Raw genomic sequence first — 24,497 nt, 5'->3', positions numbered from 1 at the left:
CGGCGGCACCCCGGCCCCGCGGTGATCTCGCAGGCCCCACCGGGGCCGTTTTTGACCCTTCTGGCAGGCCGACGCCCTGTGGTTTAATCGGAGAATCATGTTCTTCGAATTCGAAAACGCCACTCCCCGGCGGTGGCGATGAGCATCTCACTGCTGTTGGAGATGGCCCTGTCCGGCGACCCTGACCGGGTGGCGGTCGTTTCGGACGATACCCGCCTGAGCACGCAGGAACTGTCCGACCTCGCTGACGGTGGTGCGGGTGTGATCGCGGCCGCCGGCGCCGAGCATGTGGTGTACGTCGGGACCGGTGGCGCGCTGCTGCCGCTGCTGCTGTTCTCCTCGGCGCGCGCCGCGCGGGCGTTCACCCCGATCAACTACCGCCTCTCGGCAGAGGGCATCCAGGCGCTGATCGAGCGGTTGCCCAAGCCGTTGGTGGTCGTCGACGAGCGCTACCGCGACATGGTCGGCGACGCCGGCATCGCGGTCATGGAATCCTCGGAGTTCCTCGCCGCGGCCAAGACGGCCGATCCGGTCGCGGAGTTCGCCGATCCCGACGACGTCGGCGTCGTCCTCTTCACCTCGGGCACCACGTCGGCGCCCAAGGCTGTGGAGTTGAGTCACAACAATCTGACGTCCTACATCACGGGCACGGTCGAGTTCGGTGCGGCCGAGCCGACAGATGCCGCGCTGATCTGTGTGCCGCCGTACCACATCGCCGGTGTCTCGGCCGCGCTGTCGAACCTGTACGCGGGCCGAAAGATGGTGTACCTGCCCAACTTCGACGCCGCTGAGTGGGTGCGTCTGGTGGAGCAGGAGGGCGTCACGTCGGCGACCGTGGTGCCGACGATGCTGGACCGCATCGTCACGGTGCTCGAGGCCGGCGGCCACGACCTGCCCACGCTGCGCAACCTGGCCTACGGCGGGTCCAAGGTCGGTCTGCCGCTGGTGCGCAAGGCCCTGGGACTGCTTCCGCACGTCGGTTTCGTCAACGCCTACGGGCTGACCGAGACATCCTCGACCATCGCGGTGCTCACGCCCGACGACCACCGCGTGGCCCACGGCAACGACGACGAGGCCATCGCGAAAAGACTCGGATCGGTGGGCCAGCCCGTACCCGGCATCGAGGTGCAGATCCGCGACGAGGCGGGCAATGTGCTGGGCCCCGGCGAACCCGGCGAACTGTTCGTCCGAGGTGAGCAGGTCTCCGGCAAGTACACCGGCATCGGTTCGGTGCTCGACGAGAACGGCTGGTTCCCCACCAAGGACATCGCCGCGCTCGACGAGGAGGGCTACCTGTTCATCACGGGCCGCTCCGACGACACCATCATCCGGGGTGGGGAGAACATCGCGCCTGCCGAACTCGAGGACGTGCTCATCGAGCATCCGCACGTGCACGAGGTCGCGGTCGTCGGTGTCGAGGACGCGCAGTGGGGTCAGGCCATCGTCGCGGTCGTGGTCCCGGTCGTCGGCATCGATCCCGATCCCGAGGAACTGCGCGAGCACGTGCGCGGTCAGTTGCGCGGGTCGCGCACCCCGGACCGGGTGGTGTTCACCACCGAACTGCCCACCAATGCCACCGGCAAGCTGTTGCGGCGGGAGATCGTCGCAAGCCTGCAGGACACACACGACAAGTAGGAGGCCCCATGGTGAAGAACGGCACGCGCCTGCAGAGTCAGGTCGACGACACGCAGGTGATCGTGGTCAAGACTGCCGACGCGCTCGACGATCTGCGTTGCGGCGGTTCGCCGATGGTCGCCTTGGACGCCGAGAAGTCCGGCGGTGACATCGATCCCGCATTCGCCGACGGCACCGCGATGGGCAAGCGCTACGTCGACGACTCGGGCGCCGAGGTGCTGGTCACCAAGGCCGGAAAGGGCACGCTGTCAGTCGGCGCCACACCGCTGAGCCTCAAGGAGGCAAAGCCGCTGCCCGCCAGCGACTGACCGAATACAGGAAAAACGCCGCCCCGGAGACCCGGGGCGGCGTTTTTTCCGATGTCGGGGTTAGACGACCTCGATGACCATCGCGGCGCCCATGCCGCCACCCGCGCACATCGACAGCACACCGATGCCGCCGCCGCGGCGACGCAGTTCGTGGATGGCCGAGGTGACCATGCGCGCGCCCGTGGCCGCGATCGGGTGGCCGAGGCTGATGCCGGACCCGTAGACGTTGACCAGGTCCTCGTCGAGACCGAGCTGTCGGGTGCAGGCCACGGCCTGAGCGGCGAAGGCCTCGTTGATCTCGAACAGCGCGACGTCGGAGATCTTCAGGCCCGCGAGTTCCAGCGCCTTCGGGATTGCGTAGATAGGACCGCTGCCGGTGCGCTTGGGTGCCACACCGACCTGCGACCAGGACAGCACGTTGGCCAGCACGTTCTGCTGCGTCGTCGGGGCGGCCAGGGCCACCACGGCCGCGGCGTCGTTGGTGCCCGACGAGTTGCCCGCCGTCACCGAGAAGCCCTCGATCTCGGGGTGCAGCACCTTGAGGCCGGCCAGCGTCTCCAGCGACGAATCGCGGCGGGGATGCTCGTCCTGCGCGAAGGTGATGGTCGAACCGTCCTGCTGCGGCACCTCGATGGGCACGATCTCGTCGACGAACGAACCGGCGTCGATGGCCTTGACGGCGCGCTGATGGCTGCGCAGGGCCCAGGCGTCCTGATCCTCGCGAGTGATGCCGTACTCCACGGCGCAGTTGTGCGCGACCGTGATCGACATGTCGTAGGGCGGGGCGTCCGGCGAACTCAGCGGGTTGGCCATCGGGGCCCAACGCTCGAAGTCACCGGCCTCCTTGCCGGACGTGAACGCCTTGCGCTTGAGGAACTGCGGCATGTTCGACAGCGACTCCATGCCGCCGGCCAGGATGGCGTTGCTCATACCCGAGGCGATCTGCCCAGCGCCGAAGGCGATCGCGGCCAGGCTCGACGCGCACTGGCGGTTGACCGCGGCACCCGGGATGTTCTCGAAACCCAGGTCGACCGCGATGTAGCGGGCGCTGTCGCCGCCACCCTGCAGGCTCTCGGCCAGGATCAGGTCGTCGAAGGCCGACACCTCGAGGCCCGAGCGTTCGACCGCAGCCGCCACTATGGGCTTCGCCACCTCGGTGGGTTGCATGTTGGCGAGGGTGCCCTTGCGTGCCGTGGCGATCGCACTGCGGGCGGCGGCGATGATCGCGGCCTTGCTCTGTCTGGTCATTGGCTCTCCGAGTTTCGACGGCCTGAGAATGGCATGTCAGTTTACAGAGAACGATATTACCGTAACGCGTAGTGCCGTGAAACGCCGAGCAGACGCGGACTCGCACATTCCGGACCGGAACCGTGCGATTCCGCGTCTGCTCGCGGTGAAAAAGGGGGTCAGTCCTCCGGGGTGTAACCGAACGGCAGCAGCACGCTCTTGGACTCGCAGTAGCCCGCGATGCCCTCGGGTCCGCACTCGCGGCCGACGCCGGAGTTCTTGTACCCGCCGAACGGTGCGCCCGGATCGAAGGCGTACATGTTGACGCCGTAGGTGCCAGTGCGGATCTGCGACGCGATCTCGAGAGCCTTCTTGTTGTCGGTGGTGTACACCGAACCCGCCAGGCCGTAGACCGAGTCGTTGGCGATGCGCACGGCGTCGGCCTCGTCCTCGTAGGGGATCACCACGAGGACGGGACCGAAGATCTCCTCCTGCGCGATGGTCATGGAGTTCTCGACGTCGGCGAACACCGTGGGCTGCACGAACCAGCCGCTGTCCAGGCCCTCGGGCCGGCCGCCGCCTGTGACCAGGCGAGCGCCCTCCTCGACACCCTTCTTGATGTAGCCCTCGACGCGCTCACGCTGCTTCTCCGAGATCAGCGGGCCGACAGCGGCGGCCGGATCGTCGGGCAGGCCGACCGGCATGGCGCCGACGGCGTTGCCCACCTTCTCGACGACCTCGTCGTAGCGCGACCGCGGTGCCAGGATGCGGGTCTGCCCGACGCAGGCCTGACCGGTGTTCATCAGGCCCGAGAAGATCAGCATCGGCAGCGTGGAGTCCAGGTCCGCGTCCTCGAGGATGATGGCCGCGGACTTGCCGCCCAGCTCCAGCGTGCACGGCTTGAGGCGCTCGGCCGCGATCTTGCCGATCTCCTTGCCGACCGCGCTGGACCCGGTGAAGGTGAACTTGTCGATCTCGGGGTTGTCGGTGAGCGCGCGTCCGGTCTCGGGGCCGCCGGGCACCACCGAGAGCACGCCCTCGGGCAGGCCGGCCTCGGCGAAGACCTCGGCCATCAGGTTGGTGGTCAGCGGGGTCTCGGCCGCGGGCTTGAGCACGATGGTGCATCCGGCCAGCAGCGCCGGGCCCAGCTTGTTGGCGGCCAGGAAGAACGGGACGTTCCAGGCGACGACGGCGCCGACCACGCCGATCGGCTCCTTGAGGACCAGGGTCTGGCCGTAGGCGCCGTCGCGGATGTCCTTCCACGCGAACTTGTCGGCCGCCGAGGCGTAGAAGTGCAGGGTCGACATGGCCGCGCCGTACTGCATCATGTCGACGATGGTCTGTGGCTGACCGGTCTCGAGCTTGAGCAGCGCCTTGAACTCGTCGGCGCGCGCCTCGATCAGTTCGACGGCCTTGGCCAGCACGGCCTGCCGCTCGTGCGGGGTCTTGCGGGGCCACGGACCCTCGTCGAACGCCTTGCGGGCCGCGGCGAAGGCGGCGTCGACGTCGGCCTTGGCGGCCAGTGGCACCTCGCCGACCTTCTCCCCGGTGGCAGGCGAGAAGACCTCGATGATCTCGGAGGTGCTCGGCGAAACCCACTGCCCACCGATGAAGAGCTTGTCGTACTCGGTCTTGATGGCCGACGTCGTCTGTGTCATAGCGAAAACATTACCCACCCCGTCAAGAAACGAGAACCTGTTTCAGTCCACCGTCTACGGGGCGCGAAGGACGAGCACCAGATTGCTCACCAGGAACTCCCGCAGCACGGGCACCTCGGTCATCCACCAGGCCCATTGCGGGTGGTAGCGAGGGAATGCGGCCAGGGCCGCACCTGTGCTGGCCGCCCACTCCAGGCCGTCGGCGGCCGACACCGCGAACAGTGACGATCCGTAGTTGTTCTTCGGCGGGCGGCCGTGTCTACGGGTGTAGCGTGCGGCGGCGCGCGCGCCGCCCAGGTAGTGCGTCAGGCCCATCTCGTGACCGCCGAACGGACCCAGCCAGACCGTGTACGAGAGCACCACGAGGCCGCCGGGGCGCGTCACCCGCAGCATCTCGGCACCCATCCGCCACGGGTCGCGCACGTGCTCGGCGACGTTGGAGGACAGGCAGATGTCGACGCTGTCATCCGCGAACGGCAGCGCCATCCCGGAGGCGCGCACGAAACTGCCCGCGCTGCGGTCCAGGCTTGGGGCCGCGTGCATCTCGCTGGGATCGGGTTCGACGCCGATGTAGTGCAGACCCCGCGCGGTGAACGCGTCAGCGAAGTATCCCGGGCCGCCGCCGACGTCGAGCACCGTGCGCCCCACGGGAGCGCGACCGCCGTCAACGCCGGCCCACAGATCGCCGACCATGGCCGCGGTGTCCTCGGCCAGTGCGGTGTAGAAGCGGGCGGGGTCGCTCTGCTCGTAGCGGAACTCGCTCAGAAGCCGCACCGACCTGGCCAGCGTCGCGCGCCTCGAGAAGATGTCGGTGATGCCCACCGGGTCACCCTACGCAGCGCTCACGGCTGGGGGTCTGGGTCCTGGTCCAGCTACTCTGGGGTGCGATGTCCGCCCCTCCCGTACGTTCCGTCCTCATGCTGTGCTGGCGTGACACCGGGCACCCACAGGGCGGCGGCAGCGAAGCCTACGTGCAGCGCATCGGTGCGCACCTGGCGTCGTCCGGAGTGCGCGTCACGCTGCGCACCGCGCGGTATCCCGGGGCGCCGCGACGCGGTGTCATCGACGGTGTCCGGATCTCACGAGGCGGTGGAGCCTACTCGGTGTACGTCTGGGCCGGCCTGGCCATGGTGTTGGCCCGGTTCGGGCTGGGACCGCTGCGGCATGCCCGCCCGGACGTCGTGATCGACACCCAGAACGGCATTCCCTTCCTGGCGCGGCTGGCCTACGGGCGTCGCGCTGTGGTGCTGGTGCACCACTGCCACCGCGAACAGTGGCCCGTGGCCGGGCGGCGCACCGGCAGGTTCGGGTGGTTCGTCGAGTCCTGGCTCTCACCCCGCCTGCACCGGCACAACCAGTACGTCACGGTCTCGCTGCCGTCGATGCGCGATCTGTCCGAACTCGGCGTCGACCCCCGGCACATCGCGGTGGTGCGCAACGGCCTCGACCCGGCCCCCGCGGCCACGCTGACCGCGCCGCGGTCGGCTGCCCCCCGGGTGTCGGTGCTGTCCCGACTGGTGCCGCACAAGCAGATCGAGGATGCCCTGGACGCCGTCGCGGTGCTGCGTGAGCGGATCCCGGGTCTGCACCTCGACGTCGTGGGCGGTGGCTGGTGGCAGCAGAACCTGGTCGATCACGCCGCGGCGCTGGGTATCTCGGATGCCGTCACGTTCCACGGCCACGTCGACGACGTGACCAAACACCATGTCGTGCAACGCTCGTGGGTGCATGTGCTGCCCTCACGAAAAGAGGGGTGGGGGCTGGCCGTCGTCGAAGCCGCCCAGCACGGCGTGCCGACCATCGGCTACCGGTCCTCGGGCGGCCTGACCGATTCGATCGTCGACGGTGTCACCGGAATCCTGGTCGACGACCGGTCCGAACTGGTGCACCGACTCGAGGACGTGCTGTCCGACCCCGTGCTGCGTGACGAGTTGGGCAGCAAGGCCCAGGCCCGCTGCCTCGAGTTCTCCTGGCCGCAGAGCGCGCAGGCCATGGGCCACGTGCTCCAGACCGTTCAGTCCGGGCGTCGAGTCAGCGGCCTGGTCTGACCGACCTGGTCTGACCGACCGAGATCTGACCGACAAAGCCCGCGAGCAGCACCGCCAACCACACGGCGTGCGCCGCGATCAAGAGGCCGCGCCGGGGATTCGTCTGGGGCGCAGGCGTGCCCTCGATCCGGTACAGCCGCATGTGCTCATCGGCGTACTCCAGCGGCAGCCGATCCAGAGTGGTTGCCGCTGAACCCATTTCGCCCTCAGAGTCGGCCTCCACGACCACCCAGCCCACGCCGAGGTCCGCCAGGCGGGCGGGGTCGCCGCCGGCCAGCAGCAGGTCCTGCACCGCGCGGGCGTCGCCACCTTCGCCGCGCACCGTCTGACCCGAAATCGCCAGGTCTCCGGTGGCCAGCACGTCGGCGTCGAGCCACCGCGGCAGCGGATCGAGCACGGGGGCCGGTCCGGCCCAGTCGAACCGCCGCATGGCGTCGGCGGGCAGCACCGCGACGACGTGCGGGTCCGCGTCGATCCTCTCGGCGACGGCGGCCCATCCCGGCGGGTACTGCACGGGCCGCACCGAACCCCACACGCCCCACGCGAGATCGGGCAGCACCGCGATCAGAGCGGCGCACAGGGCTGTGGCCGTCACCACCTGGCGCGCGCCGATCCTCCAGCGCGACAGCGTGACGACCGCGCCCGCGGCGGCCACCGCGTAGCCCGGCATGGCCAGCGCCACCCACTTCTGCCCGTCCCGCAGCACGCCCAGACCCGGAAGCACCGAGGACGCGGCCTCCACGGCCGCCACCCCGACGCCGGTCGCCAGCACCGCCGGCAGCAGCACCGCGGCCGCGGCGAGCACCAGAAGGCCGACGGCCGACCGTCGCCGCAGCACGGCCGGGACCCCGACCGCGACGATGACCACCAGCACCGCGGTCGCGGCCAGCGCGAACAGTGTCGTGCGGGATCCGGGCACGGCCTGCGCGTTCCAGATTCCTGCGAGCCCGGCAAGGCTGCCGAGGGTGCCCAACCCGGGTTCGGCGCGGGCCGCGAAGGCGGCCGTGCCCGCACCGGAGGCGTCGTACCCGGACAGTGAGTCGGAGACCGCGGCCGCAACCAGCCAGGGCAGCGCACACAGCACCGCGAGGGACACCGCGCCTGCCGCGCACCGAATCCGGCTCGCACCGGTTCCCGGTGCGCTGACGCAGACCAGCGCAACGACGAGGGCCAGCAGCAGGCCTGTCGGGGTCAGGCCGGCCAGCGCGATCCAGAACGCCAACGCGGCCCACCCGGCGCGTCCGGACCAACCGGTCTGACCTGCGCGCAGGCGCAGCATCGCGACGGCCACCCACGGCAGGCAGCCGTAGCCGACCAGCAGGCTCCAGTGCCCCTGCAGAAGACGTTCGGCGACATACGGATTCCAGATCGCCACCGTGGCCGCGACGAACTGGCCCGGCAGGCCCACGTCGGGCAGCACGGTGTCGGCGAGTCGGGCGGCACCCCAGCCGGCCGCCCACAGGCCCGCGATCAACAGCGCCTTCAGCAGAATTCCGCCGTCGACGACCTGCGAGACCAGCGCCATCAGGAAATCCTGCGGCAGTGCACGCGGGGCGGCCTGGGACAGGCCGAGGGCGGTGTCGGTCAGGTGCGAGCGCGGTGTGGACACCGCGTCCCGCAGCAGCAGATACCCGGGCCCCAGCAGTGGGGCGGTGACGACGAGTGCGAGTACCAGCGCGTACGCGGGCACCGCCGCGCTGCGCCGGGTCACGGTTGGTTGGGCGGGCCCTGCTCGCGATGCAGATCCGGCCGCTGCGCCGGGAGTTTCTCGGTTTCGGCCTCCGCCGCGGGCATCGGACCGGTGTCCTCGCCGCGTCGGCTCGCGAAGCCGCCGAAGAATCCGCCCTCATCGCGGTCCAGGCCCGGATCGATCAGTTCGGCCTCAGCGCGCATCCCGAACGAGCCGAGCAGTGCTCCGGCGACCAGGGCGATGAGGCCCGCCGCGGTGAAGGTGATCGGCAGGATGCGCGACCACAGTGCGATCTTGTCCCGCTCGTCGCGGGCGGCCGCCACCTGGTCCTCGACGGTCTCCTGGGTGGAGGTCACCTTGTAGTCGACCAGCGCGACCTCGGGCCGCAGTTCGTCGCGCGCGTAGTAATGGTTCGCGTGCTCCTCGGCCTTGACGATGGTGCCCGACACAGGATCGACCCAGAACGTGCGCTGCGCGGCGTAGAAGCGCTGCATCGTGATGCGCTCCTCGGGTTCGCCCGGAACACCCCACTGCGAGGCCATCGCGGTGACCTCGCTGTCGACCTCGTCGTCATAGAGCGACGCGTACCTGATCGGCTTGACCAGCTTGCCGTCGGCGTCGTAGCCGACGTTCTGGGTGAACCGGTAGGTGGTGAGCCCGTTGACGTCCTCTTCACCCTCGTAGTTGGCGTCGAAGGCCTTCTGGGCGATCGGATCGAAGAACGGGTAGGTCTTCTTCTCGGTGTCGAACGGGAAGCGGTACGACAGGCCCTCGTGGGGCAGTGCGATGTTGGTGGGGGCCTTGGCGTCGTCGATCGAGCGCGGCTTCTGCACCGAACCGCCGGGGTGAGTCTCGTCGGAGACGGCCTCAGCGGTGGACCGGTCCAGCGTCACGGTGTCGACCATGGCCAGCAGCAGGCCGTTGTCCTTCTGCTTGTCCGTGCGCCGCACCGACGTGCCGACCTGCAGAGTCACGACATCGGCGTTGGCCGGGGACTCGACGCTTATCTGCTGCTGGGACACCAGCGGCACGTTCTTGTCGATGACGAAGTTCTGCTGGCTCAGCGAGTCGGGATCCAGGGCGCTTCCGGTGCCGTTGCTCACCAGCGTCGCGTCCAAGTCGAGCGGAATCTTCTGGATTCGGCTCGTCGTGTAGGTCGACAACAGCAGGGCGGCGATGAGGAGGGCCGCTCCGAGCCCCAGCAGGCCGCACGCGGCCACACGCAACGTCACTGCACGGTTCAAGGCGCGCGTACCTTCCTTCCGGTCCGGGCAGTCGAGGCAAACCCGTTCGAACCCTAACAGCAGACCCTAAGGCCCCGGCTTATCGTCGGGTCTTCGTGGCCCATCGACTGGGTGCGGGCACACTGGGTGCGGTGAGCAGCAGTGTCGACGGAGTGGCGCCCGTCCCCGAAGGCGTGGGCGGAACCCGCAGCTTCCTGCCGCCCGTGGAGGGCCTGCGGGCGTGTGCGGCGATCGGCGTGGTGATCACCCACGTCGCCTTCCAGACCGCCCAGTCCAGCGGCGTGACGGGCCGGCTGCTGTCCCGGTTCGACCTGGCCGTTGCGGTGTTCTTCGCGCTGTCGGGATTCCTGCTGTGGCGGGGGCACGCGGCCGCGGCGCGCGGTCTGCGGCGCCGTCCGCCGACCGGGCACTACCTGCGCTCACGCATCGTGCGCATCATGCCGGGGTACCTCGTCGCGGTCATCGTCATCCTGCTGCTGCTTCCCGACGCCACGGGCGCCAATTCCACAGTGTGGCTGGCGAATTTAACGCTGACGCAGATCTATGTGCCCCTGACCCTGACCCCCGGCCTGACACAGATGTGGAGCCTGTCGGTCGAGGTGACCTTCTATCTGGTGCTCCCGTTCCTGGCGCTGCTGGCCCGCCGCCTGCCCGTGCGGGCCCGGATTCCGGTGATCGCCGCGGTCGCGGTCATCAGCCTGGCGTGGGGTCTGCTGCCGATCGAGACCGCCGAGGGCATCAACTTCCTGAACTGGCCGCCGGCCTACGCGTCCTGGTTCGGCGCCGGGATGCTGCTCGCGGAGTGGACCGTCAGCCCGGTCGGGTGGATGCACCGACTGGCGCGCCGACGCTGGGTGATGGCGCTGATCGTCGCCGTGGCCTATGTCATCTCGGCCTCGCCACTGGCCGGACCGGAGGGGCTGACCCCGGCCACGCTCGGGCAGTTCGTCGTGCGCACCGCGATGGGCGCCATCATCGCCTGGGGACTCTTGGCGCCGCTGGTGCTCGACCGGCCAGACACCGACCACCGCATCCTCGGCAGCCCCATCATGGTCACGCTCGGTCGGTGGTCCTACGGCCTGTTCGTGTGGCATCTGGCCGCGCTGGCCATGGCCTTCCCCGTGGTCGGCAAGTTCGTCTTCAACGGCGCCATGCCGGTGATCCTCGCGCTCACGCTGGTGTTCGGGTTCGCGATGGCCGCCGTCAGCTACGCGTTGATCGAGAACCCGTGCCGGCAGGCGCTGCGGAACTGGGAGAGGCGCCGCGCCGATCGCGTTGCACCGCTGGACAGTTCGGCCGACGACACCCCGGAGCCCGCGATCGCGCGGTGAGGGTCAGCGGCCGCGCGCCGCGATGACCTGGTCGCGTACGGCCGACCGGCGGGCCTTGCCCGCATCGTCACGCAGGGGTCGGTCGACGAACTCGACGCTGCGCGGCACCTTGTGCGCCTCCAGGCACTGCCGCAGGTGGGCCACGACCGCATCGGAGTCCAGACCCGACCCCGGAGCAGGCTGCACCAGGGCGTGCGGCACCTGGCCCAGGTCCTCGTGCGGTATCCCGACCACCAGGGCCGACAGCACATGGGGGTGCTCGTTGAGGGCGTTCTCGATCTCGGCCGGATAGGTGTTCTTGCCGCCGACGGTGAACATGTCGACCCGGCGGTCGGACAGGTACAGGAAGCCGTCCTCGTCGAACCATCCGAGGTCGCCGATCGATTCCCAACCGTCCCGGGACTTCGCCGTCGCCCCGATGTAGCGGTACGTGGGCGGGCTTCCCGGTGCGGCCCGCATGTAGATCTCACCCACCTCGCCGGGTGCGCACTCGCGGCCGTCGTCGTCGAGCACTTTCATCTCCCCGGCGACCACGATCCCGACCGATCCGCGGTGCGCGAGCCACTGATCCCCGGAGATGAAGGTCAGCGCCTGAAGTTCGGTGCCGCCGTACAGTTCCCACACCGCCTCCGGCCCGACGAGCTCGATCCACGCCTCCTTGACCGCCGGCGGGCACGGCGCGGCCAGATGCCACAGTCGGCGGATCGAGCTCAGGTCGTAGGCCTGCGGGTCGGCGCGGTACACCGGAAGCAGTCGCTGCATGATCGTCGGCACGGTCGCCAGGAAGTTCACCCGGTGCTCGGTCACAAGCCGGAGGAACTCGTGCGCGTCGAACCGGGGCATCAGGATCAGGTGGTGCCCGAGCAGCAGGCCCGCGACGGCCACCGTGAACCCCGTGTTGTGGCTCATCGGCACCGAGATCAGCTGCACGTCGTTCTCCTGCGCGCCGAGCGGGAATCCGAGCAGGGCGGACACGCGGCTGTCTCCGCCGGTCTCGATGAGCTTGGGCCTGCCGGTGCTGCCGCCCGAGGCCATCGCCTTCCAGACCGGCGAAATCGCTTCGGGCAGTGCGGCATCCGAATGCCGCGGGTCGGGGGTGAACGCGGGCGGGACGTGCGGGGTCCGGCCGCGGGGATCGCTGCGCCCGACGAGAAGTGCACGTTCGCGCAGGTCCAGGATCGCGGCCAACTCGTCGTCGGGCATGGCAGGCGCCAGCGGTTGGGGCACCGCGCCCAGCTTCCAGCACGCGATCGCCGCCTCGATCCACTCGATCGAGTTGGGCACCGAGATCGTCACGTAATCGTCTTGTCCGACACCGAGATCAGCGAAGGCTCGGGCCAGCCTATTGGTCGCGCTGTCCAACTCGGCCCGCGTCACGGTGCGGCCCTCGCAGGTGATGGCAGGCGCATCAGGGGCGGCGGCGGCCAGCGCGGTCAACTGCGTCGGGATCGGATCGGTCATCAGTAGGCGCCCTGCGCGCTGAAGATCCGCTTCGGGTTGTCCACCAGCATCGTGGTGATCTGCTCCTCGGTGACGCCGCGCTGCCGAAGCGCAGGCAGCACATCGTTGTGGATGTGCAGGTAATGCCAGTTGGGCAGGACCACCGGCACGGCCTCCTCGGGCAGCCAGTCGATGAAGCACGACGCGTCATGCGAGAGCACCATCTTCTCGGCATGTCCGCGCTCACACATCTTGGCCACGGTGTCGACCCGTTCGGGAGTCGGCAGGTACACGTCCGCGCCGAACCTGTCCATGCCGATATACGACCCTCCTGCGATGAGTTCCTCGAGGTAGTCGAGGTCGGTCGAGTCGCCCGAGTGCCCGATCACGACGCGAGTCAGGTCGACGCCCTCCTCGGCGAAGATGCGCTGCTGATCGAGGCCGCGCCGCGTCGAGGCGTGCGTATGGGTCGAGATGGGCACCCCGGTCTGCCGGTGGGCGGTCGCGACGGCCCGCAGCACGCGGTCGACGCCCGGCGTGACACCCGGTTCGTCGGTCGCGCACTTGAGCATCGCCGCGCGGACACCGGTGCCTGCGATGCCCTCGGTGATGTCGCGGATGAACAGGTCGATCATCGGGTCGGGGCCGGGCAGCGCCGTGCCGGGTCCCTGGAAGTGGAAGTACATCGGCACGTCGTTGTAGGTGTAGACGCCGGTCGCGACGACGATGTTGATGTCGGTGGCCTCGGCGATGCGCGCGATGCGGGGGATATAGCGGCCCAGGCCGATCACCGTGAGGTCGACGATGGTGTCGACGCCGCGCGCCTTCAGTTCGTTGAGTCGTGCGACCGCGGCACGCTGGCGTGCCTGTTCGTCGCCCCAGATGGCCGGGTCATTCTGCATCATCTCGGGGGACAGGATGAAGACGTGCTCGTGCATCAGGGTGACCCCGAGGTCGCCGGTGTCGATCGGGCCGCGGACGGTGTGGACCTGTGTCACTTGAGTGATGCTAAGCGGATCGCGGCTCCCGCAGTGCGGGTTCGGCGACCTCGCGAGGCCAGGTGATCACGGACGCCGCCACGACGGCCACACTGATCAGGGCCGCCAACTGCACCCACGGCGAATGCCCCAGGTACCCCTCGACCGAGCGCCACGGGTGGCGCGCCACCGCGGCTCCGGCCAGGATCAACCCCGTCGCGGCCCCGCCCAGCGTCACAACCTTCCATGCCCGCTCTCGGCCGTCGAGCAGGCGCAGCAGGGCGACCGCGGAACCGACCACCAGGGCACCCGCGATGCCGGAGATCAGCAGGCCCGCAAGCAGTGCGCCACCGACCGCCAACCACGCCTTGGGTTTCCAGACCGAGACCGGCTCAGCGTCCTCGCGACGTCGGGAGGGCAGCAGCGCCAGCGCCGCCAGGACGGGCAGCAGTGCCAGCCCGCCGACGAGTCCCGCACGGTAGAGGGAGTTCAGACCGAACTCGAGCGTCACCGGCCCCTGTGTTCCGGGTGGCACCACCCAGCCCTGCTGCCAGCCGTTGACGCTGATCGGGGTCAGCACGGCGCCGTCGGAGGTGCGGGCCGTCCACCCGGGATTGATGCTCTCGGGCACCACGAGCACGCGGGCGGTGTCGGCCGCGGACACGGTCAGCTCGCGATGGTCCGGGCCCCAGTGCGCGGCCGGCACCTCGGACGCCGTCGCGGGCCGGATCTCCTTGGCCGCGGGTCCGGTCAACTGCACGCCGTCGATGATGAACGCCGAACCGGGGCTCACCAGGAACTCCTGTTGGCCGCTGGGCAGATCGATCGGCTCGGTTTCGCACGGGTGCGCCTGCAGTGGCGTGCCGTCGAGAAGTTCGCCGACGGTGGTGCTGACCGAGGTGTGCATGAACCGGCCGGCGACCGCGAGCACCGGGCCCTTGCCGCAGCCGATCTCGATGCTGCGGGCGCGGTTCTTCGCCGCGTCGGCCGGTGCGATCGGCGTGCCGTCGGGCCGCAGCACCTGTGCCTCGGCGAGGCCGGGCGGTTTGACCTGATCGAAGCCCAGCGCGGTGCGGTCGATGACGTCGTCCCAGTCCAGCACGCTGATCTTGATGGTCTTCGTCTTGTGTGGATGCAGGGAAAGTGTCTGCGTCCCCATCCGTTCCATCGCGCGCACCTGGGGGCCGTCGCCCAGGTCGACCGCCACCAGGGTCGGGTGGGTGGGCAGGTCCGAGGCGCTGGGCGTGAGCCGAACCGCGGCCACCTCGGTGGCCTCGGGAAGTGTCAGGGTCAGCGTCGGCCCGGTGCGGTGCTGGACGACGCCCTGCGGCGCGGTCCACGACGTGCGCGGGTCGCCGTCGGTGGCGGCGAACGCCGTCCCGAGAACATCGAACGAGTCCGAGTCTCCGTCGGCGCGAGTGGTTCCCGGCTGCCGGACCAGTTCACCCAGCCCGGGTCCCTGCCGGGGCCGCACCCAGACCGTCGGCGTCACGGAGACGGGTTGCGGCACGGTCAGGGTCCGGCTGAGGTTCACCAGTTCCTCGGGAGCCAGCGAGAGCGGCGAGGCGCAGTGCACGCCGTCCACGGCGGAGACGCACCCGGGCCGGCCCAGCAGTTCGGCGCCCAGGTCCCACATTCCGACGGTCGCGCCCTCGGGTGGGCCGGGCACGTTTCTGGTGTGCCGGATGTCGACGGGGTGGGCGAATCCGGAGGCGTCGTACTGCGTGATGGCCAGATCGGTCACGCCGAACTGCACACCGCTGGAACCGTCGTCGGTGGCCGCGGCCGTGATCCGCACCCACGGCGTCTCGCCGTACGGCAGTGCCACCACGGCGGGTTTTCCGGGCTGATCCACCCGAAGGGTTGTGGTTCCGGTGGCCGTCGAGATCTCCATCCGGGTGATCTGTGCGCCGATGGTCGACCTGCTCGGTATCAGAGTCAGCGTCGCATTGGTGACGGGGTGGTCGAAGTCGATCTGGAGCCACTGTCCGACCGCGGCCTGCAGCGAGTTGGACACCCAGCTTGTCGCGGAGTCCCCGTCGATGGCGGACGCGGGGGCCGCGGCGGGCGCCACATTGGGCAGCGCCGTCGCGTCGGCCGCCGAACTCGACGCGGTCAGGCGTCCGCCGGTCCATCCGCCGTACACAAGGTCGGTGCCTGCCGCGGGGTAGTCGGGCACCCGGTTGTGGGTGTGCCTCTCGTCGTCGGGGGTGCGCACCGCCGACGAGTGGTCGTCGACGCGGCCGTAGTCGGTCTCGCGTGCCGTCGGGGTGTCGGTGATCGTGACGACGTCGGACGGCAGGCCGGCAGCCTCGGCATCCTGCGTCAACAGCACGGGCCCCAGCGGTGATTCGCCGAGCAGACGACGCCGTTCGTCGAGGCGCAGCAGCGCTTCCGGGGCGCCGTCGATGCGTGCCATGGCGGCGGTGTCGGCGAGGTACGGCGCGCCAGGGTTGGTGACACCCGTGTGGTCCGGGTCGACCCGGAAGATCTCCACGGCCGGGTAGAGCGGCCGCAGACCGCTGTCGGTGATGAAGCCTTCGAGGGTGCCCGGACCGACTGGGTCGCCGAACTGGGCCACCTTCGTCAGGCCGGGGGAGCCTTCGATCGACTGGTGCACCAGGATCGGCCGCGCCGACCGGGAGTTGTCCGGGTCCAGGTCATTCCGCAGCACCAGATATGAGATACCTTGGCGGGCAAGGGTATCCGCGAGACCGGCGGACGGCCGGCCCGCCGCGAAGAGACGCTGCACCGAATCCAGGGCCCGGATGGTCTCCGGCGGGTTCAACGGAATGGAGTCACGCACACCCCACGGGCTCTCGCCGAGCACCTGCAGCGGTTCGTCGCGGGTGTTGCCCCAGATCTGAGTGGCGAACGGCGCGCCCGGCACCACCAGAACGCGGCCCGGAGCGGGCGTCCCGGTGTTGTTGTGGGTCAGCCATTCCGCGGCCTGATGCCAGTGGTCGGGGATGGCCTCAAAACTGCCTGGGGGCGTGAGCCGGCCGGTCCAGGCCAGCGACGTGCTCGCGGCCAGGGCCGCCAGCACCACGATCCCGACGGCGACCCGCTTGTCCTCCTCGGGATGCGCGAACGCCCGTCGCCACACTGCCCGCGGGGCGCTGCCCGGCAGCGGAATCCGGCTCATGAGATGGGCCACGCCCAGCACGAGGGGCAGGCGTACAAGGGGTTCGAGCTTGTGCACGTTGCGCAGCGGCGCACCCCCGGAGTCCAGGAACAACTGCACCTGATGGGCCAGCGGGGACCCCAGTCCGCCCGCATAGCCCAGCGCCAGCAGCGTCACGCCCGTCAGCAGCATCAGCACCAGGCGGCCGCGCGCGGGCATGGTGCGCAGTGCCAGGCCGGCCAGGCCTGCCGCGGCCACCAGCGTCGTCGCCAGGATCGCGACGGGGTCGGTCACCAGGGAACTGCCCGCGGTCGCGTTGGGCGCCACGAACGGGGTCCAGCTGTCGGTGCCGCGCAGCACCTCGACCAGCGAGGCCCACCGCGTGGTGACACCGGAGGATTCGATGTAGTCCAGGAACGGCGGGCTGACGCGCCCCAGCAGCACCAGTGCGACCACCCACCAGGCCACCGCAAGCACCGTGCTCAGCAGCCACCACGCGGAGAACCTCAACCACCGGCGGTCGGGCCGGTGGCATGCCCACCAGATCAGCGCGGGCAGGCACGCAGTCAGGGTGGCCACGGCGTTCACCGCGCCCATCAGGGCCACCGCGACGCCCGCGCGGGCGGCAAGCACTCGCAGCGACTGGTGGTGCCCGCCCCGCATCGCGAGGATCACCGGCAGCAGCACCCACGGGGCCAGCATCATCGGCAGGGTCTCCGAGGAGATCGACCCCAACGTCGTGAGCACGCGGGGCGACAGCGCGTAGGCAAGCGCCGCGATCACGCGCGAGGGCGTCGTCCCGATGCCGAGCGCCTCGGCGACCCGCAGCAGGCCCCAGAAGCCGACGGCCAGGAGCAGGGCCCACCACAGGCGTTGGATCACCCAACCCGGCAGCCCGAGCAGGTCGCCGGCTACGAAGAAGGCGCCGTGGGGAAACAGATAGCCGTACGCCTGGTTCTGGGTCTGGCCGAAGGGGAGTTCGCTGTTCCACAGGTGCGCGGCCCGCGCAAGGAAACGCACCGGGTTGGCGGTGAGGTCCAGCTTGGTGTCGGGAGAGATCTGACCTGGAGACTGCGCGAACGTCAGGATCAGGCTGAGGGTGCCGACCAGCCACAGCCATCGGCGGGACAACCCCTGCGGGCAGGTCATCGACCCTCCCGGACGGGTCGCTTCGGACTGCGCGCTCAGATCAGCTGCGGTCGCCGTATTCGACCCGGTTCAGGACCGACGACGCCGGATCGCCTGCCGTGATCGGCGGCTTGGTGTCCTGCTGCACCATCAGGGAGACGCCGAAGACAGCCGCGGCGCCGAGCAGCAGACCGACCACGATGCTGGCGGCGGCTGGCACCACGAACCGGGTCATGTGGGGCTCCTCAGCGCTGTCGATCTGTCGGTGGGCTGCCAGCCAACCTAGCATGTGGCCTCTCAGGTGCCGGGCGGCACAATCAGCACCGGACGCTTGCCGTGTCGCAGCACATGGTCGGAGACCGAGGACTGCAGCAGGGACCGCAGTCCTGTCGTACCTCGGGTTCCAGTGACGATGAGGTCGGCCTCGATGCGGTCCGCGGCCTCGATGATGGTTCGCCACACCGTCCCGGTGACCGCGACACACAGCGGTTCGGCGGACAGTCCGGCCGACTTGGCCAACCGCAGGCCCTCGTCGTTGGTGCGCTGGGCGTCGGCGTAGGCGATGTCCAGGTCATCGAGATCGTCGAGGTCTGGGGGATCGGGTGGGCCGTCGAGGTCCACGCTGACGGGGTCGGATCCCGGGCGGATCGGCGTCCACACCGTGAGCACCACGACACGCTGCGCCAACACAAACTGGCCCACGTGGGTGACCGCGCGCTGCGCATTGTCGGTCCCGTCGTAGGCGATCAACACGACGGACATGCCCCATCATCCCCTATCTTGGGTCGCCTGCGCCGCCAGGACGCGAAATTCGTTGCCCGCGCGAATGATCCGGAGCGCGTGAAAGGCGCTCCAGCGGTTTCTGCACAGTAGTCGACGCGCGGCCCGCGCCCAGACGCTGACTGAATGTGGTGTGCATGACAGCATGAGGTATGGCATTCACCATCACGTTCACCCGAGCCGTCGTGTCCGTCGCGACGCTGCCCGCACTGCTGATGGCCTGCTCGCCGGCCGCCGAATCGCCGTCCGCGTCGCCGTCACCGGCGCCTGAGACGGCACCTGCGTCCTCACCGGCCTCGGTGCCGTTGAGCAATCCCGTCCCGCTGGCACCCGCCGGATGCGGCGACGTCGCGGCGCTGTCCACGCGGGACAAGCTGGCTCAGTTGGTGATGGTCGGGGTGACGGGCGCCTCCGATGCCCGCGCCGTGGTGGCCAATCACCACGTGGGCGGCATCTTCATCGGCAGCTGGACCGATAAATCCATGCTCACCGACGGTTCACTGGCCGGTATCGCGGCCAGTGCCGGTCCGCTGCCGCTGGCGGTCAGCGTCGACGAGGAGGGCGGCCGGGTCTCGCGGTTGGCGTCGCTGATCGGAAGCCAACCGTCGGCGCGGGTTCTCGCGGCCACCAAGACTCCCGACGAGGTGTACCAGATCGCGCTCGACCGGGGCCACAAGATGCGTGGCCTGGGCATCACCGTCGACTTCGCGCCCGTCGTGGACATCACGTCGGCCGCCGACGACACCGTGATCGGCGACCGTTCGTTCGGGTCCGACCCGGCCGTGGTCACCGAGTACGCCGGTGCCTACGCCCGCGGCCTGCGCGACGCCGGGGTGCTGCCGGTGCTCAAGCACTTCCCCGGCCACGGCCAGGCCTCGGGTGACTCGCATGTCAATGGGGTGGTGACGCCGCCTCTCGCGGAGCTCGAGGCCACCGACCTGGTGCCGTACCGCACGCTGACCACCCAGGGACCCGTCGCGGTGATGATCGGACACATGCAGGTGCCCGGGCTGACCGGCAATGACCCGGCCAGCCTGAGCCCCGCCGCGGTCGGCCTGCTGCGTAGCGGCGCTTACGGTGGACCGGGCTTCGGCGGCCTCGTGTTCAGCGACGACCTGTCCTCGATGGGCGCGATCAACCAGCGGTACGGCGTGGCCGAGGCCGTGCTGCGCAGTCTGCAGGCCGGCGTCGACGTCGCGTTGTGGGTCAGCACGGGCGAAGTGCCCGCGGTGCTGGATCGGCTCGAGGCCGCGGTCGCCGCGGGCGAGCTGCCGATGGCCGCGGTCGACGGCGCGCTGCAGCGCGTGACGGCAGCCAAGGGCGGCGCCCGCGCCTGCTGACACCCTTACTCTTGGGTAAACTTCTTGTTCAGCGAAGGGTGAGCGGCATGGCGGGTGGTACCAAGCGGTTGCCGCGTGCCGTGCGCGAACAGCAGATGCTCGACGCGGCCGTGGAGGTCTTCTCGGTCAACGGCTATCACGAGACGTCGATGGACGCGATCGCGGCCAAGGCCGAGATCTCCAAGCCCATGCTCTACCTGTACTACGGGTCCAAGGAGGAGCTCTTTGGCGCCTGCCTGAGCCGTGAGCTGAGCCGTTTCATCGAGGCCGTCCGCGCGGATGTGGATTTCACGCTGCCGCCCCGCGACATGCTCCGCAACACGATCCTGTCGTTTTTGACCTACATCGATGCCAACCGGGCGTCGTGGATCGTGCTGTACACCCAGGCCACCAGTTCGCAGGCGTTCGCGCACACGGTGCGAGAAGGCCGCGAGCGCATCATCGACCTGGTGGCGCGACTGCTGAGCACCGGCACGCGGAACCCCGAGCCGGACACCGACTTCAACATGATGGCGATCGCGCTCGTGGGTGCGGGCGAGGCCGTGGCGACGCGCGTCAGTGCCGGCGATGTCGACGTGAACGACGCCGTCGAACTGCTGATCAACCTGTTCTGGCGCGGCCTGAAGGGCAAACCCGAGGCTGCACCGGCCTCCCACTGATCCCGCACTGCTCTCCCCGCTGACACCGCACTGCTCTCCCCGCTGACACCGCACTGCTCTCCCCGCTGACACCGCACTGAGGGCGGCGAAACGCGCCAATTCCCGCCGCCAGTGCGGCCTCAACGCTCGCTAGAGTGCGCGCACCTCGCCCGTCAGGTGCGGGTAGCCCTTCTGCAGGTTGCGCAGCGACAGGTCCCAGCCGTCGGCGACCCGGTCGATGTACAACCCCGCGCTGGCCGGCAGCAGAATCGGCTTGCCGAATTTCACCGAGTACCGCAGTGCGTCGGGCAACTGGCCTTCGATGTTGGCCAGAACAGCCGCGGCGCTGAACATTCCGTGCGCGATCGCGGTGGGAAATCCGAACAGCTTGGCGCCGACAGAACTCGTGTGGATGGGGTTGTGGTCCCCGCCCACCGAGGCGTACTTACGGATCTGGCCACCCGTGATCCGCAGGATGCTGTCCGGCGGCGGCAGTTTGGGCTGTTTCTGCGGCGGTGGCTTGGGTTCGTCGGACAGGCTCGTGCGCTGCTGGTGCAGAAAGGTCGTCACCTGCTCCCACGCGACGTCGTTGCCGACGCTGACCTCGGTGAGAACATCGACCAGCAGACCCTTCCGGTGCTCGCGCATGTTCTCCGCGTGCACCTTGACTGACACCACATCGGTGACGGCGATCGGCCTGTGCGCTGTGATGTGGTTCTCGACGTGCACCGAACCCATTGCGGCGAACGGGAAATCGAAGTTGGTGATCAACGCCATCACGGTCGGGAAGGCCAGCACGAACGGATAGGTGACCGGCACGGTGTCGCCATAGCGCAGGCCCGTCACGGCCGCGTACGCCGCGACGTTGGCACGGTCGATCGGCAGTTCGGAGACCGTCAGCGTGCGGTCGGGCAGGGTGTCGCCACGGGAGATGAACGGCAGCGCACCCGCCGCCGCGCGCAACATGTTGGTCAACCCGCCGGGCTGTTGTGCGCCTGCCATCACGCCCCCAGCATGGCTTGGCCGCAGACCCGGATCGTGTTCCCGGTGACCGCGTTGCTGGCGGGGCTGGCGAAGTAGGCGATGGCCTCGGCAACATCCACGGGTTGGCCGCCCTGGAACAGCGAGTTCATCCGCCGGGCCACTTCGCGGGTCGCGAACGGGATGGCCTCGGTCATCTTGGTCTCGATGAAGCCCGGAGCCACGGCGTTGATGGTGATGTCCTTCTCGGCGAGGTCCGGCGCCAGTGCCTCGGTCAGGCCGATCATGCCGGCCTTGGTGGCCGCATAGTTGGTCTGGCCGCGGTTGCCCGCGATGCCCGCCATCGATGACAGTCCGACCACCCGGCCGCCCGCGCCGATCGTCCCGTTGGCCACCAGTCCCTCGGTGAGCCGCTGCGGCGCAAGAAGATTCACGGCGATGACGGCATTCCATCGAGCGTCATCCATGTTCGCCAGCAGCTTGTCGCGCGTGATGCCCGCGTTGTTGACCAGGATGTCGGCCTTGCCGCCGTTGTGGTCGGAGTAGTGCTCGGCCAGGTGTGCGGTGATGCGGTCGACCGCGTCGTCGGCAGTGACGTCGAGTGCCAGCGCGGTGCCGCCGACCCTCGCAGCGGTCTCGGTCAGGGCGTCGGGTGCGCCTTCGGCGGGCGGCATGTCGATGGCGACGACCTTGGCGCCGTCTCGCGCCATCACCTCGGCGATGGTGGCGCCGATGCCGCGCGCCGCGCCGGTCACGATCGCCACCTTGCCGTCCAGTGGCCGATCCCAGTCGGCGGGCGGGGTGGCGTCGGCCGGGCCGATGCGGAACACCTGACCATCGACGTAGGCGGACTTGGCCGACAACAGGAAACGCAGCGTCGACTCGAGACCCGTGGCCGCGGGCTTGGCCTGCGGGGACAGGTACACCAGTGACACGGTCGCGCCGCGCTGCATCTCCTTGGCCAGCGAGCGCGTGAAACCTTCGAGGGCGCGCTGCGCGATCCGCTCGTCGGCGCTGCCCGCCTCCTCCGGCGTGGTGCCCACCACAACGACCCGCCCCGACGGGCCGACGTTGCGCAGGAGCGGAGTGAAGAAGTCGTGCAGGGCCTTCAGGCCGGCGGGTGTGGTGATGCCGGTGGCGTCGAACAGCAGGCCCCCGAACCGGTCGGCCCAGCGGCCGCCGAGGTTGTCGCCGACGAGGTCGTAGTCCTCGGCCAGCGCGGCGCGCATCGGTTCCGCGATGCGGCCCTCCCCGCCGATCAGCAGCGGCCCCGCCAGTGCGGGCTCGCCTGCCTTGTACCGGCGCAGGGTTTCGGGCGACGGGATGCCCAACTGCTTGGCCAGGAAGGAACCCGGCGCGGAGTGGACCACCTGGGAGTACAGGTCGTTCGGAAGCTTGGGGGCCACGAAGGTCACCTCTCGTCGATCAGGCATGTGCTGTCGGCTACGAACTTACTGCAGAGTAAGAACAGTGGGTAGTATGGCCTCAACAGGTCCACAACCTCAAACCGACCAGTACGGAGATACCCGTGGCCACCAGTGCACAATCCGGTTCCAAGAATCCGGCCGCTCGGCGCCCCGTCGCGGTGCTCGGCGGCAACCGCATCCCGTTCGCCCGCTCGGACGGCGCGTACGCCGAGGCGTCCAATCAGGACATGTTCACCGCGGCCCTCGACGGCCTCGTCGAACGCTTCAATCTCACCGGCCAGCGCCTTGACATGGTCATCGGCGGCGCAGTGCTCAAACACAGCCGCGACTTCAATCTGATGCGCGAATGTGTGCTCGGCAGCGCGTTGTCGCCGTACACGCCGGCCTTCGACCTGCAGCAGGCCTGCGGCACGGGACTGCAGGCGGCGATCGCCGCGGCCGACGGCATCGCGTTGGGCCGCTATGAGGTGGCCGCGGCCGGCGGCGTCGACACCACGTCGGACGCGCCGATCGCCTTCGGTGACGATCTGCGCCGCACGCTGTTGGGTCTTCGGCGGGCCAAGTCCAACCTCGACCGACTCAAGCTCGTCGGCAGGCTGCCCGCATCCGTCGGGGTGCAGATCCCCACCAACGGCGAACCGCGCACCGGACTCTCGATGGGGGAGCACGCGGCCGTCACCGCCAAGAAGATGAGCATCAAGCGCGTCGACCAGGACGCTCTGGCCGCCGCGAGCCACCGCAATATGGCCGCGGCCTACGACCGCGGCTTCTTCGACGACCTGGTGTCGCCGTTCCTCGGCCTCTACCGCGACGACAACCTGCGACCCAACTCGTCGCCGGAGAAGTTGGCCACGCTCAAGCCGGTGTTCGGCGTCCGCAACGGTGACGCGACCATGACCGCGGGCAACTCCACCCCGCTGACCGACGGCGCCTCGGTGGCGCTGCTCGCCAGCCAGGACTGGGCCGAGGCGCACAACCTGCCGGTGCTGGCGTACTTCGTCGACTCCGAGACCGCCGCGGTGGACTACGTCAGCGGCGCCGACGGCCTGCTGATGGCCCCCACGTACGCCGTTCCCCGACTGCTGGCCCGCAACGGTCTGACGCTGCAGGACTTCGACTACTACGAGATCCATGAAGCATTCGCCTCGGTGGTACTGGCCACATTGGCGGCGTGGGAGTCCGAGGAGTACTGCAAGGAGCGCCTCGGTCTCGACGCCGCGCTCGGGTCGATCGACAGGTCGAAGCTCAACGTCAACGGTTCCTCGTTGGCCGCGGGCCACCCGTTCGCCGCGACCGGCGGCAGGATCGTGGCCCAGATGGCCAAACAGCTTGCCGAGAAGAAGGCCGAGACGGGTGCGCCAGTGCGGGGTCTGATCTCGATCTGCGCCGCGGGCGGGCAGGGCGTCACCGCGATCCTCGAGGCCTGACGCAGCGCGCGAAAAATCTCGTCGGAGGTTTGTAACGCTTCCGATGGGGTAATCGAAGTACTGGATAGCTCCGTGTTGCCGTCTGACCCCCCGA

General features: G+C 69.4%; 19 protein-coding genes. 7 read left to right on the top strand and 12 right to left on the bottom strand.

Features of this window, described 5'->3' with window-relative positions:
• Window positions 1-138 precede the first annotated feature (138 nt).
• The gene (locus tag G6N34_RS22145) at window positions 139-1,635 is read left to right on the top strand and encodes a class I adenylate-forming enzyme family protein (RefSeq protein WP_085156974.1); all 1,497 of its coding nucleotides are present in this window, start codon (window positions 139-141) and stop codon (window positions 1,633-1,635) included.
• A gap of 8 nt (window positions 1,636-1,643) precedes the next feature.
• The gene (locus tag G6N34_RS22140) at window positions 1,644-1,943 is read left to right on the top strand and encodes a hypothetical protein (protein ID WP_085156971.1); all 300 of its coding nucleotides are present in this window, start codon (window positions 1,644-1,646) and stop codon (window positions 1,941-1,943) included.
• Window positions 1,944-2,003: 60 nt separating this feature from the next.
• On the opposite strand, the gene G6N34_RS22135 is transcribed toward G6N34_RS22140, so the two are convergent.
• From G6N34_RS22135 to G6N34_RS22125, 3 genes are all read right to left on the bottom strand, one after another.
• The gene (locus tag G6N34_RS22135; protein WP_085156968.1) at window positions 2,004-3,191 is read right to left on the bottom strand and encodes a thiolase family protein; all 1,188 of its coding nucleotides are present in this window, start codon (window positions 3,189-3,191) and stop codon (window positions 2,004-2,006) included.
• 158 nt (window positions 3,192-3,349) lie between these two features.
• On the bottom strand, window positions 3,350-4,828 hold the full coding sequence (locus tag G6N34_RS22130; RefSeq protein ID WP_085156965.1) for an aldehyde dehydrogenase: 1,479 nt from the start codon (window positions 4,826-4,828) through the stop codon (window positions 3,350-3,352).
• 54 nt (window positions 4,829-4,882) lie between these two features.
• Complete coding sequence (locus tag G6N34_RS22125) at window positions 4,883-5,650, bottom strand: class I SAM-dependent methyltransferase (protein WP_085156962.1); 768 nt, start codon at window positions 5,648-5,650, stop codon at window positions 4,883-4,885.
• 65 nt (window positions 5,651-5,715) lie between these two features.
• Here G6N34_RS22125 and G6N34_RS22120 point away from each other — a divergent pair, with 65 nt between their 5' ends.
• Window positions 5,716-6,876, top strand: coding sequence for a glycosyltransferase family 4 protein (locus G6N34_RS22120; RefSeq protein WP_085156959.1), 1,161 nt, complete (start codon window positions 5,716-5,718; stop codon window positions 6,874-6,876).
• On the opposite strand, the gene G6N34_RS22115 is transcribed toward G6N34_RS22120, so the two are convergent.
• Window positions 6,860-8,587 carry an MmpA family trehalose lipid delivery protein gene (locus G6N34_RS22115; RefSeq protein WP_085156956.1) on the bottom strand — a complete coding sequence of 576 codons (1,728 nt, stop codon included), beginning with the start codon at window positions 8,585-8,587 and terminating at the stop codon, window positions 6,860-6,862. The genes G6N34_RS22120 and G6N34_RS22115 overlap by 17 nt on opposite strands.
• Window positions 8,584-9,810 (bottom strand): cell envelope lipid trafficking protein PgfA, encoded by a 1,227-nt coding sequence (locus G6N34_RS22110; RefSeq protein ID WP_085156953.1) that lies wholly within the window; start codon window positions 9,808-9,810, stop codon window positions 8,584-8,586. The genes G6N34_RS22115 and G6N34_RS22110 overlap by 4 nt, the downstream gene beginning before the upstream one ends.
• 131 nt (window positions 9,811-9,941) lie before the next feature.
• Here G6N34_RS22110 and G6N34_RS22105 point away from each other — a divergent pair, with 131 nt between their 5' ends.
• The gene (locus tag G6N34_RS22105; protein ID WP_234813109.1) at window positions 9,942-11,141 is read left to right on the top strand and encodes an acyltransferase family protein; all 1,200 of its coding nucleotides are present in this window, start codon (window positions 9,942-9,944) and stop codon (window positions 11,139-11,141) included.
• A gap of 3 nt (window positions 11,142-11,144) precedes the next feature.
• Here G6N34_RS22105 and G6N34_RS22100 read toward each other — a convergent pair whose 3' ends face one another.
• The 5 genes from G6N34_RS22100 to G6N34_RS22080 form a co-directional block, all read right to left on the bottom strand.
• On the bottom strand, window positions 11,145-12,602 hold the full coding sequence (locus G6N34_RS22100) for an AMP-binding protein (RefSeq protein WP_085156949.1): 1,458 nt from the start codon (window positions 12,600-12,602) through the stop codon (window positions 11,145-11,147).
• Window positions 12,602-13,579 carry a phosphotriesterase family protein gene (locus G6N34_RS22095; RefSeq protein ID WP_085156946.1) on the bottom strand — a complete coding sequence of 326 codons (978 nt, stop codon included), beginning with the start codon at window positions 13,577-13,579 and terminating at the stop codon, window positions 12,602-12,604. Before G6N34_RS22095 ends, G6N34_RS22100 begins: the two co-directional genes overlap by 1 nt.
• 10 nt (window positions 13,580-13,589) lie before the next feature.
• Window positions 13,590-17,831 (bottom strand): alpha-(1->3)-arabinofuranosyltransferase, encoded by a 4,242-nt coding sequence (locus G6N34_RS22090; RefSeq protein WP_085156943.1) that lies wholly within the window; start codon window positions 17,829-17,831, stop codon window positions 13,590-13,592.
• A 40-nt stretch (window positions 17,832-17,871) separates the two neighbouring features.
• A complete protein-coding gene (locus tag G6N34_RS22085) occupies window positions 17,872-18,045 on the bottom strand; it encodes a DUF2613 domain-containing protein (protein ID WP_068243847.1) in 174 nt (57 codons plus the stop codon).
• Window positions 18,046-18,107: 62 nt separating this feature from the next.
• Window positions 18,108-18,572: a universal stress protein gene (locus G6N34_RS22080; protein ID WP_085156940.1), complete on the bottom strand. Its 465-nt coding sequence runs from the start codon at window positions 18,570-18,572 to the stop codon at window positions 18,108-18,110.
• A gap of 170 nt (window positions 18,573-18,742) precedes the next feature.
• Here G6N34_RS22080 and G6N34_RS22075 point away from each other — a divergent pair, with 170 nt between their 5' ends.
• Both G6N34_RS22075 and G6N34_RS22070 read left to right on the top strand, forming a co-directional pair.
• The gene (locus tag G6N34_RS22075) at window positions 18,743-19,930 is read left to right on the top strand and encodes a glycoside hydrolase family 3 N-terminal domain-containing protein (protein ID WP_085156936.1); all 1,188 of its coding nucleotides are present in this window, start codon (window positions 18,743-18,745) and stop codon (window positions 19,928-19,930) included.
• Between the two features lie 47 nt (window positions 19,931-19,977).
• Window positions 19,978-20,589 (top strand): TetR/AcrR family transcriptional regulator, encoded by a 612-nt coding sequence (locus G6N34_RS22070; RefSeq protein ID WP_085156933.1) that lies wholly within the window; start codon window positions 19,978-19,980, stop codon window positions 20,587-20,589.
• 129 nt (window positions 20,590-20,718) lie between these two features.
• Here G6N34_RS22070 and G6N34_RS22065 read toward each other — a convergent pair whose 3' ends face one another.
• Both G6N34_RS22065 and G6N34_RS22060 read right to left on the bottom strand, forming a co-directional pair.
• Window positions 20,719-21,570: a MaoC/PaaZ C-terminal domain-containing protein gene (locus tag G6N34_RS22065; RefSeq protein WP_085156930.1), complete on the bottom strand. Its 852-nt coding sequence runs from the start codon at window positions 21,568-21,570 to the stop codon at window positions 20,719-20,721.
• The gene (locus tag G6N34_RS22060; RefSeq protein WP_085157288.1) at window positions 21,570-22,955 is read right to left on the bottom strand and encodes a 3-oxoacyl-ACP reductase; all 1,386 of its coding nucleotides are present in this window, start codon (window positions 22,953-22,955) and stop codon (window positions 21,570-21,572) included. The genes G6N34_RS22065 and G6N34_RS22060 overlap by 1 nt, the downstream gene beginning before the upstream one ends.
• A 122-nt stretch (window positions 22,956-23,077) precedes the next feature.
• Here G6N34_RS22060 and G6N34_RS22055 point away from each other — a divergent pair, with 122 nt between their 5' ends.
• Window positions 23,078-24,403 (top strand): acetyl-CoA C-acetyltransferase, encoded by a 1,326-nt coding sequence (locus G6N34_RS22055; RefSeq protein ID WP_085156927.1) that lies wholly within the window; start codon window positions 23,078-23,080, stop codon window positions 24,401-24,403.
• The last annotated feature ends 94 nt before the right edge of the window (window positions 24,404-24,497 follow it).

It is taken from the genome of Mycolicibacterium confluentis (genome assembly GCF_010729895.1).
GTDB classification, from domain to species: domain Bacteria; phylum Actinomycetota; class Actinomycetes; order Mycobacteriales; family Mycobacteriaceae; genus Mycobacterium; species Mycobacterium confluentis.
Note: the sequence above shows the minus strand (reverse complement) of the source record. Positions and strands in the feature narration are given on the sequence as shown.

Excerpts from the sequence above, each read along its gene's own strand:
- G6N34_RS22145 (WP_085156974.1), top strand. The coding sequence starts at position 139 with ATGAGCATCTCACTGCTGTTGGAGATGGCCCTGTCCGGCGACCCTGAC.
- G6N34_RS22100 (WP_085156949.1), bottom strand. The coding sequence starts at position 12,602 with ATGACCGATCCGATCCCGACGCAGTTGACCGCGCTGGCCGCCGCCGCC.
- G6N34_RS22120 (WP_085156959.1), top strand. The coding sequence starts at position 5,716 with ATGTCCGCCCCTCCCGTACGTTCCGTCCTCATGCTGTGCTGGCGTGAC.
- G6N34_RS22080 (WP_085156940.1), bottom strand. The coding sequence starts at position 18,572 with ATGTCCGTCGTGTTGATCGCCTACGACGGGACCGACAATGCGCAGCGC.
- G6N34_RS22085 (WP_068243847.1), bottom strand. The coding sequence starts at position 18,045 with ATGACCCGGTTCGTGGTGCCAGCCGCCGCCAGCATCGTGGTCGGTCTG.
- G6N34_RS22070 (WP_085156933.1), top strand. The coding sequence starts at position 19,978 with ATGGCGGGTGGTACCAAGCGGTTGCCGCGTGCCGTGCGCGAACAGCAG.
- G6N34_RS22065 (WP_085156930.1), bottom strand. The coding sequence starts at position 21,570 with ATGGCAGGCGCACAACAGCCCGGCGGGTTGACCAACATGTTGCGCGCG.
- G6N34_RS22140 (WP_085156971.1), top strand. The coding sequence starts at position 1,644 with ATGGTGAAGAACGGCACGCGCCTGCAGAGTCAGGTCGACGACACGCAG.
- G6N34_RS22130 (WP_085156965.1), bottom strand. The coding sequence starts at position 4,828 with ATGACACAGACGACGTCGGCCATCAAGACCGAGTACGACAAGCTCTTC.
- G6N34_RS22075 (WP_085156936.1), top strand. The coding sequence starts at position 18,743 with ATGGCATTCACCATCACGTTCACCCGAGCCGTCGTGTCCGTCGCGACG.
- G6N34_RS22090 (WP_085156943.1), bottom strand. The coding sequence starts at position 17,831 with ATGACCTGCCCGCAGGGGTTGTCCCGCCGATGGCTGTGGCTGGTCGGC.
- G6N34_RS22135 (WP_085156968.1), bottom strand. The coding sequence starts at position 3,191 with ATGACCAGACAGAGCAAGGCCGCGATCATCGCCGCCGCCCGCAGTGCG.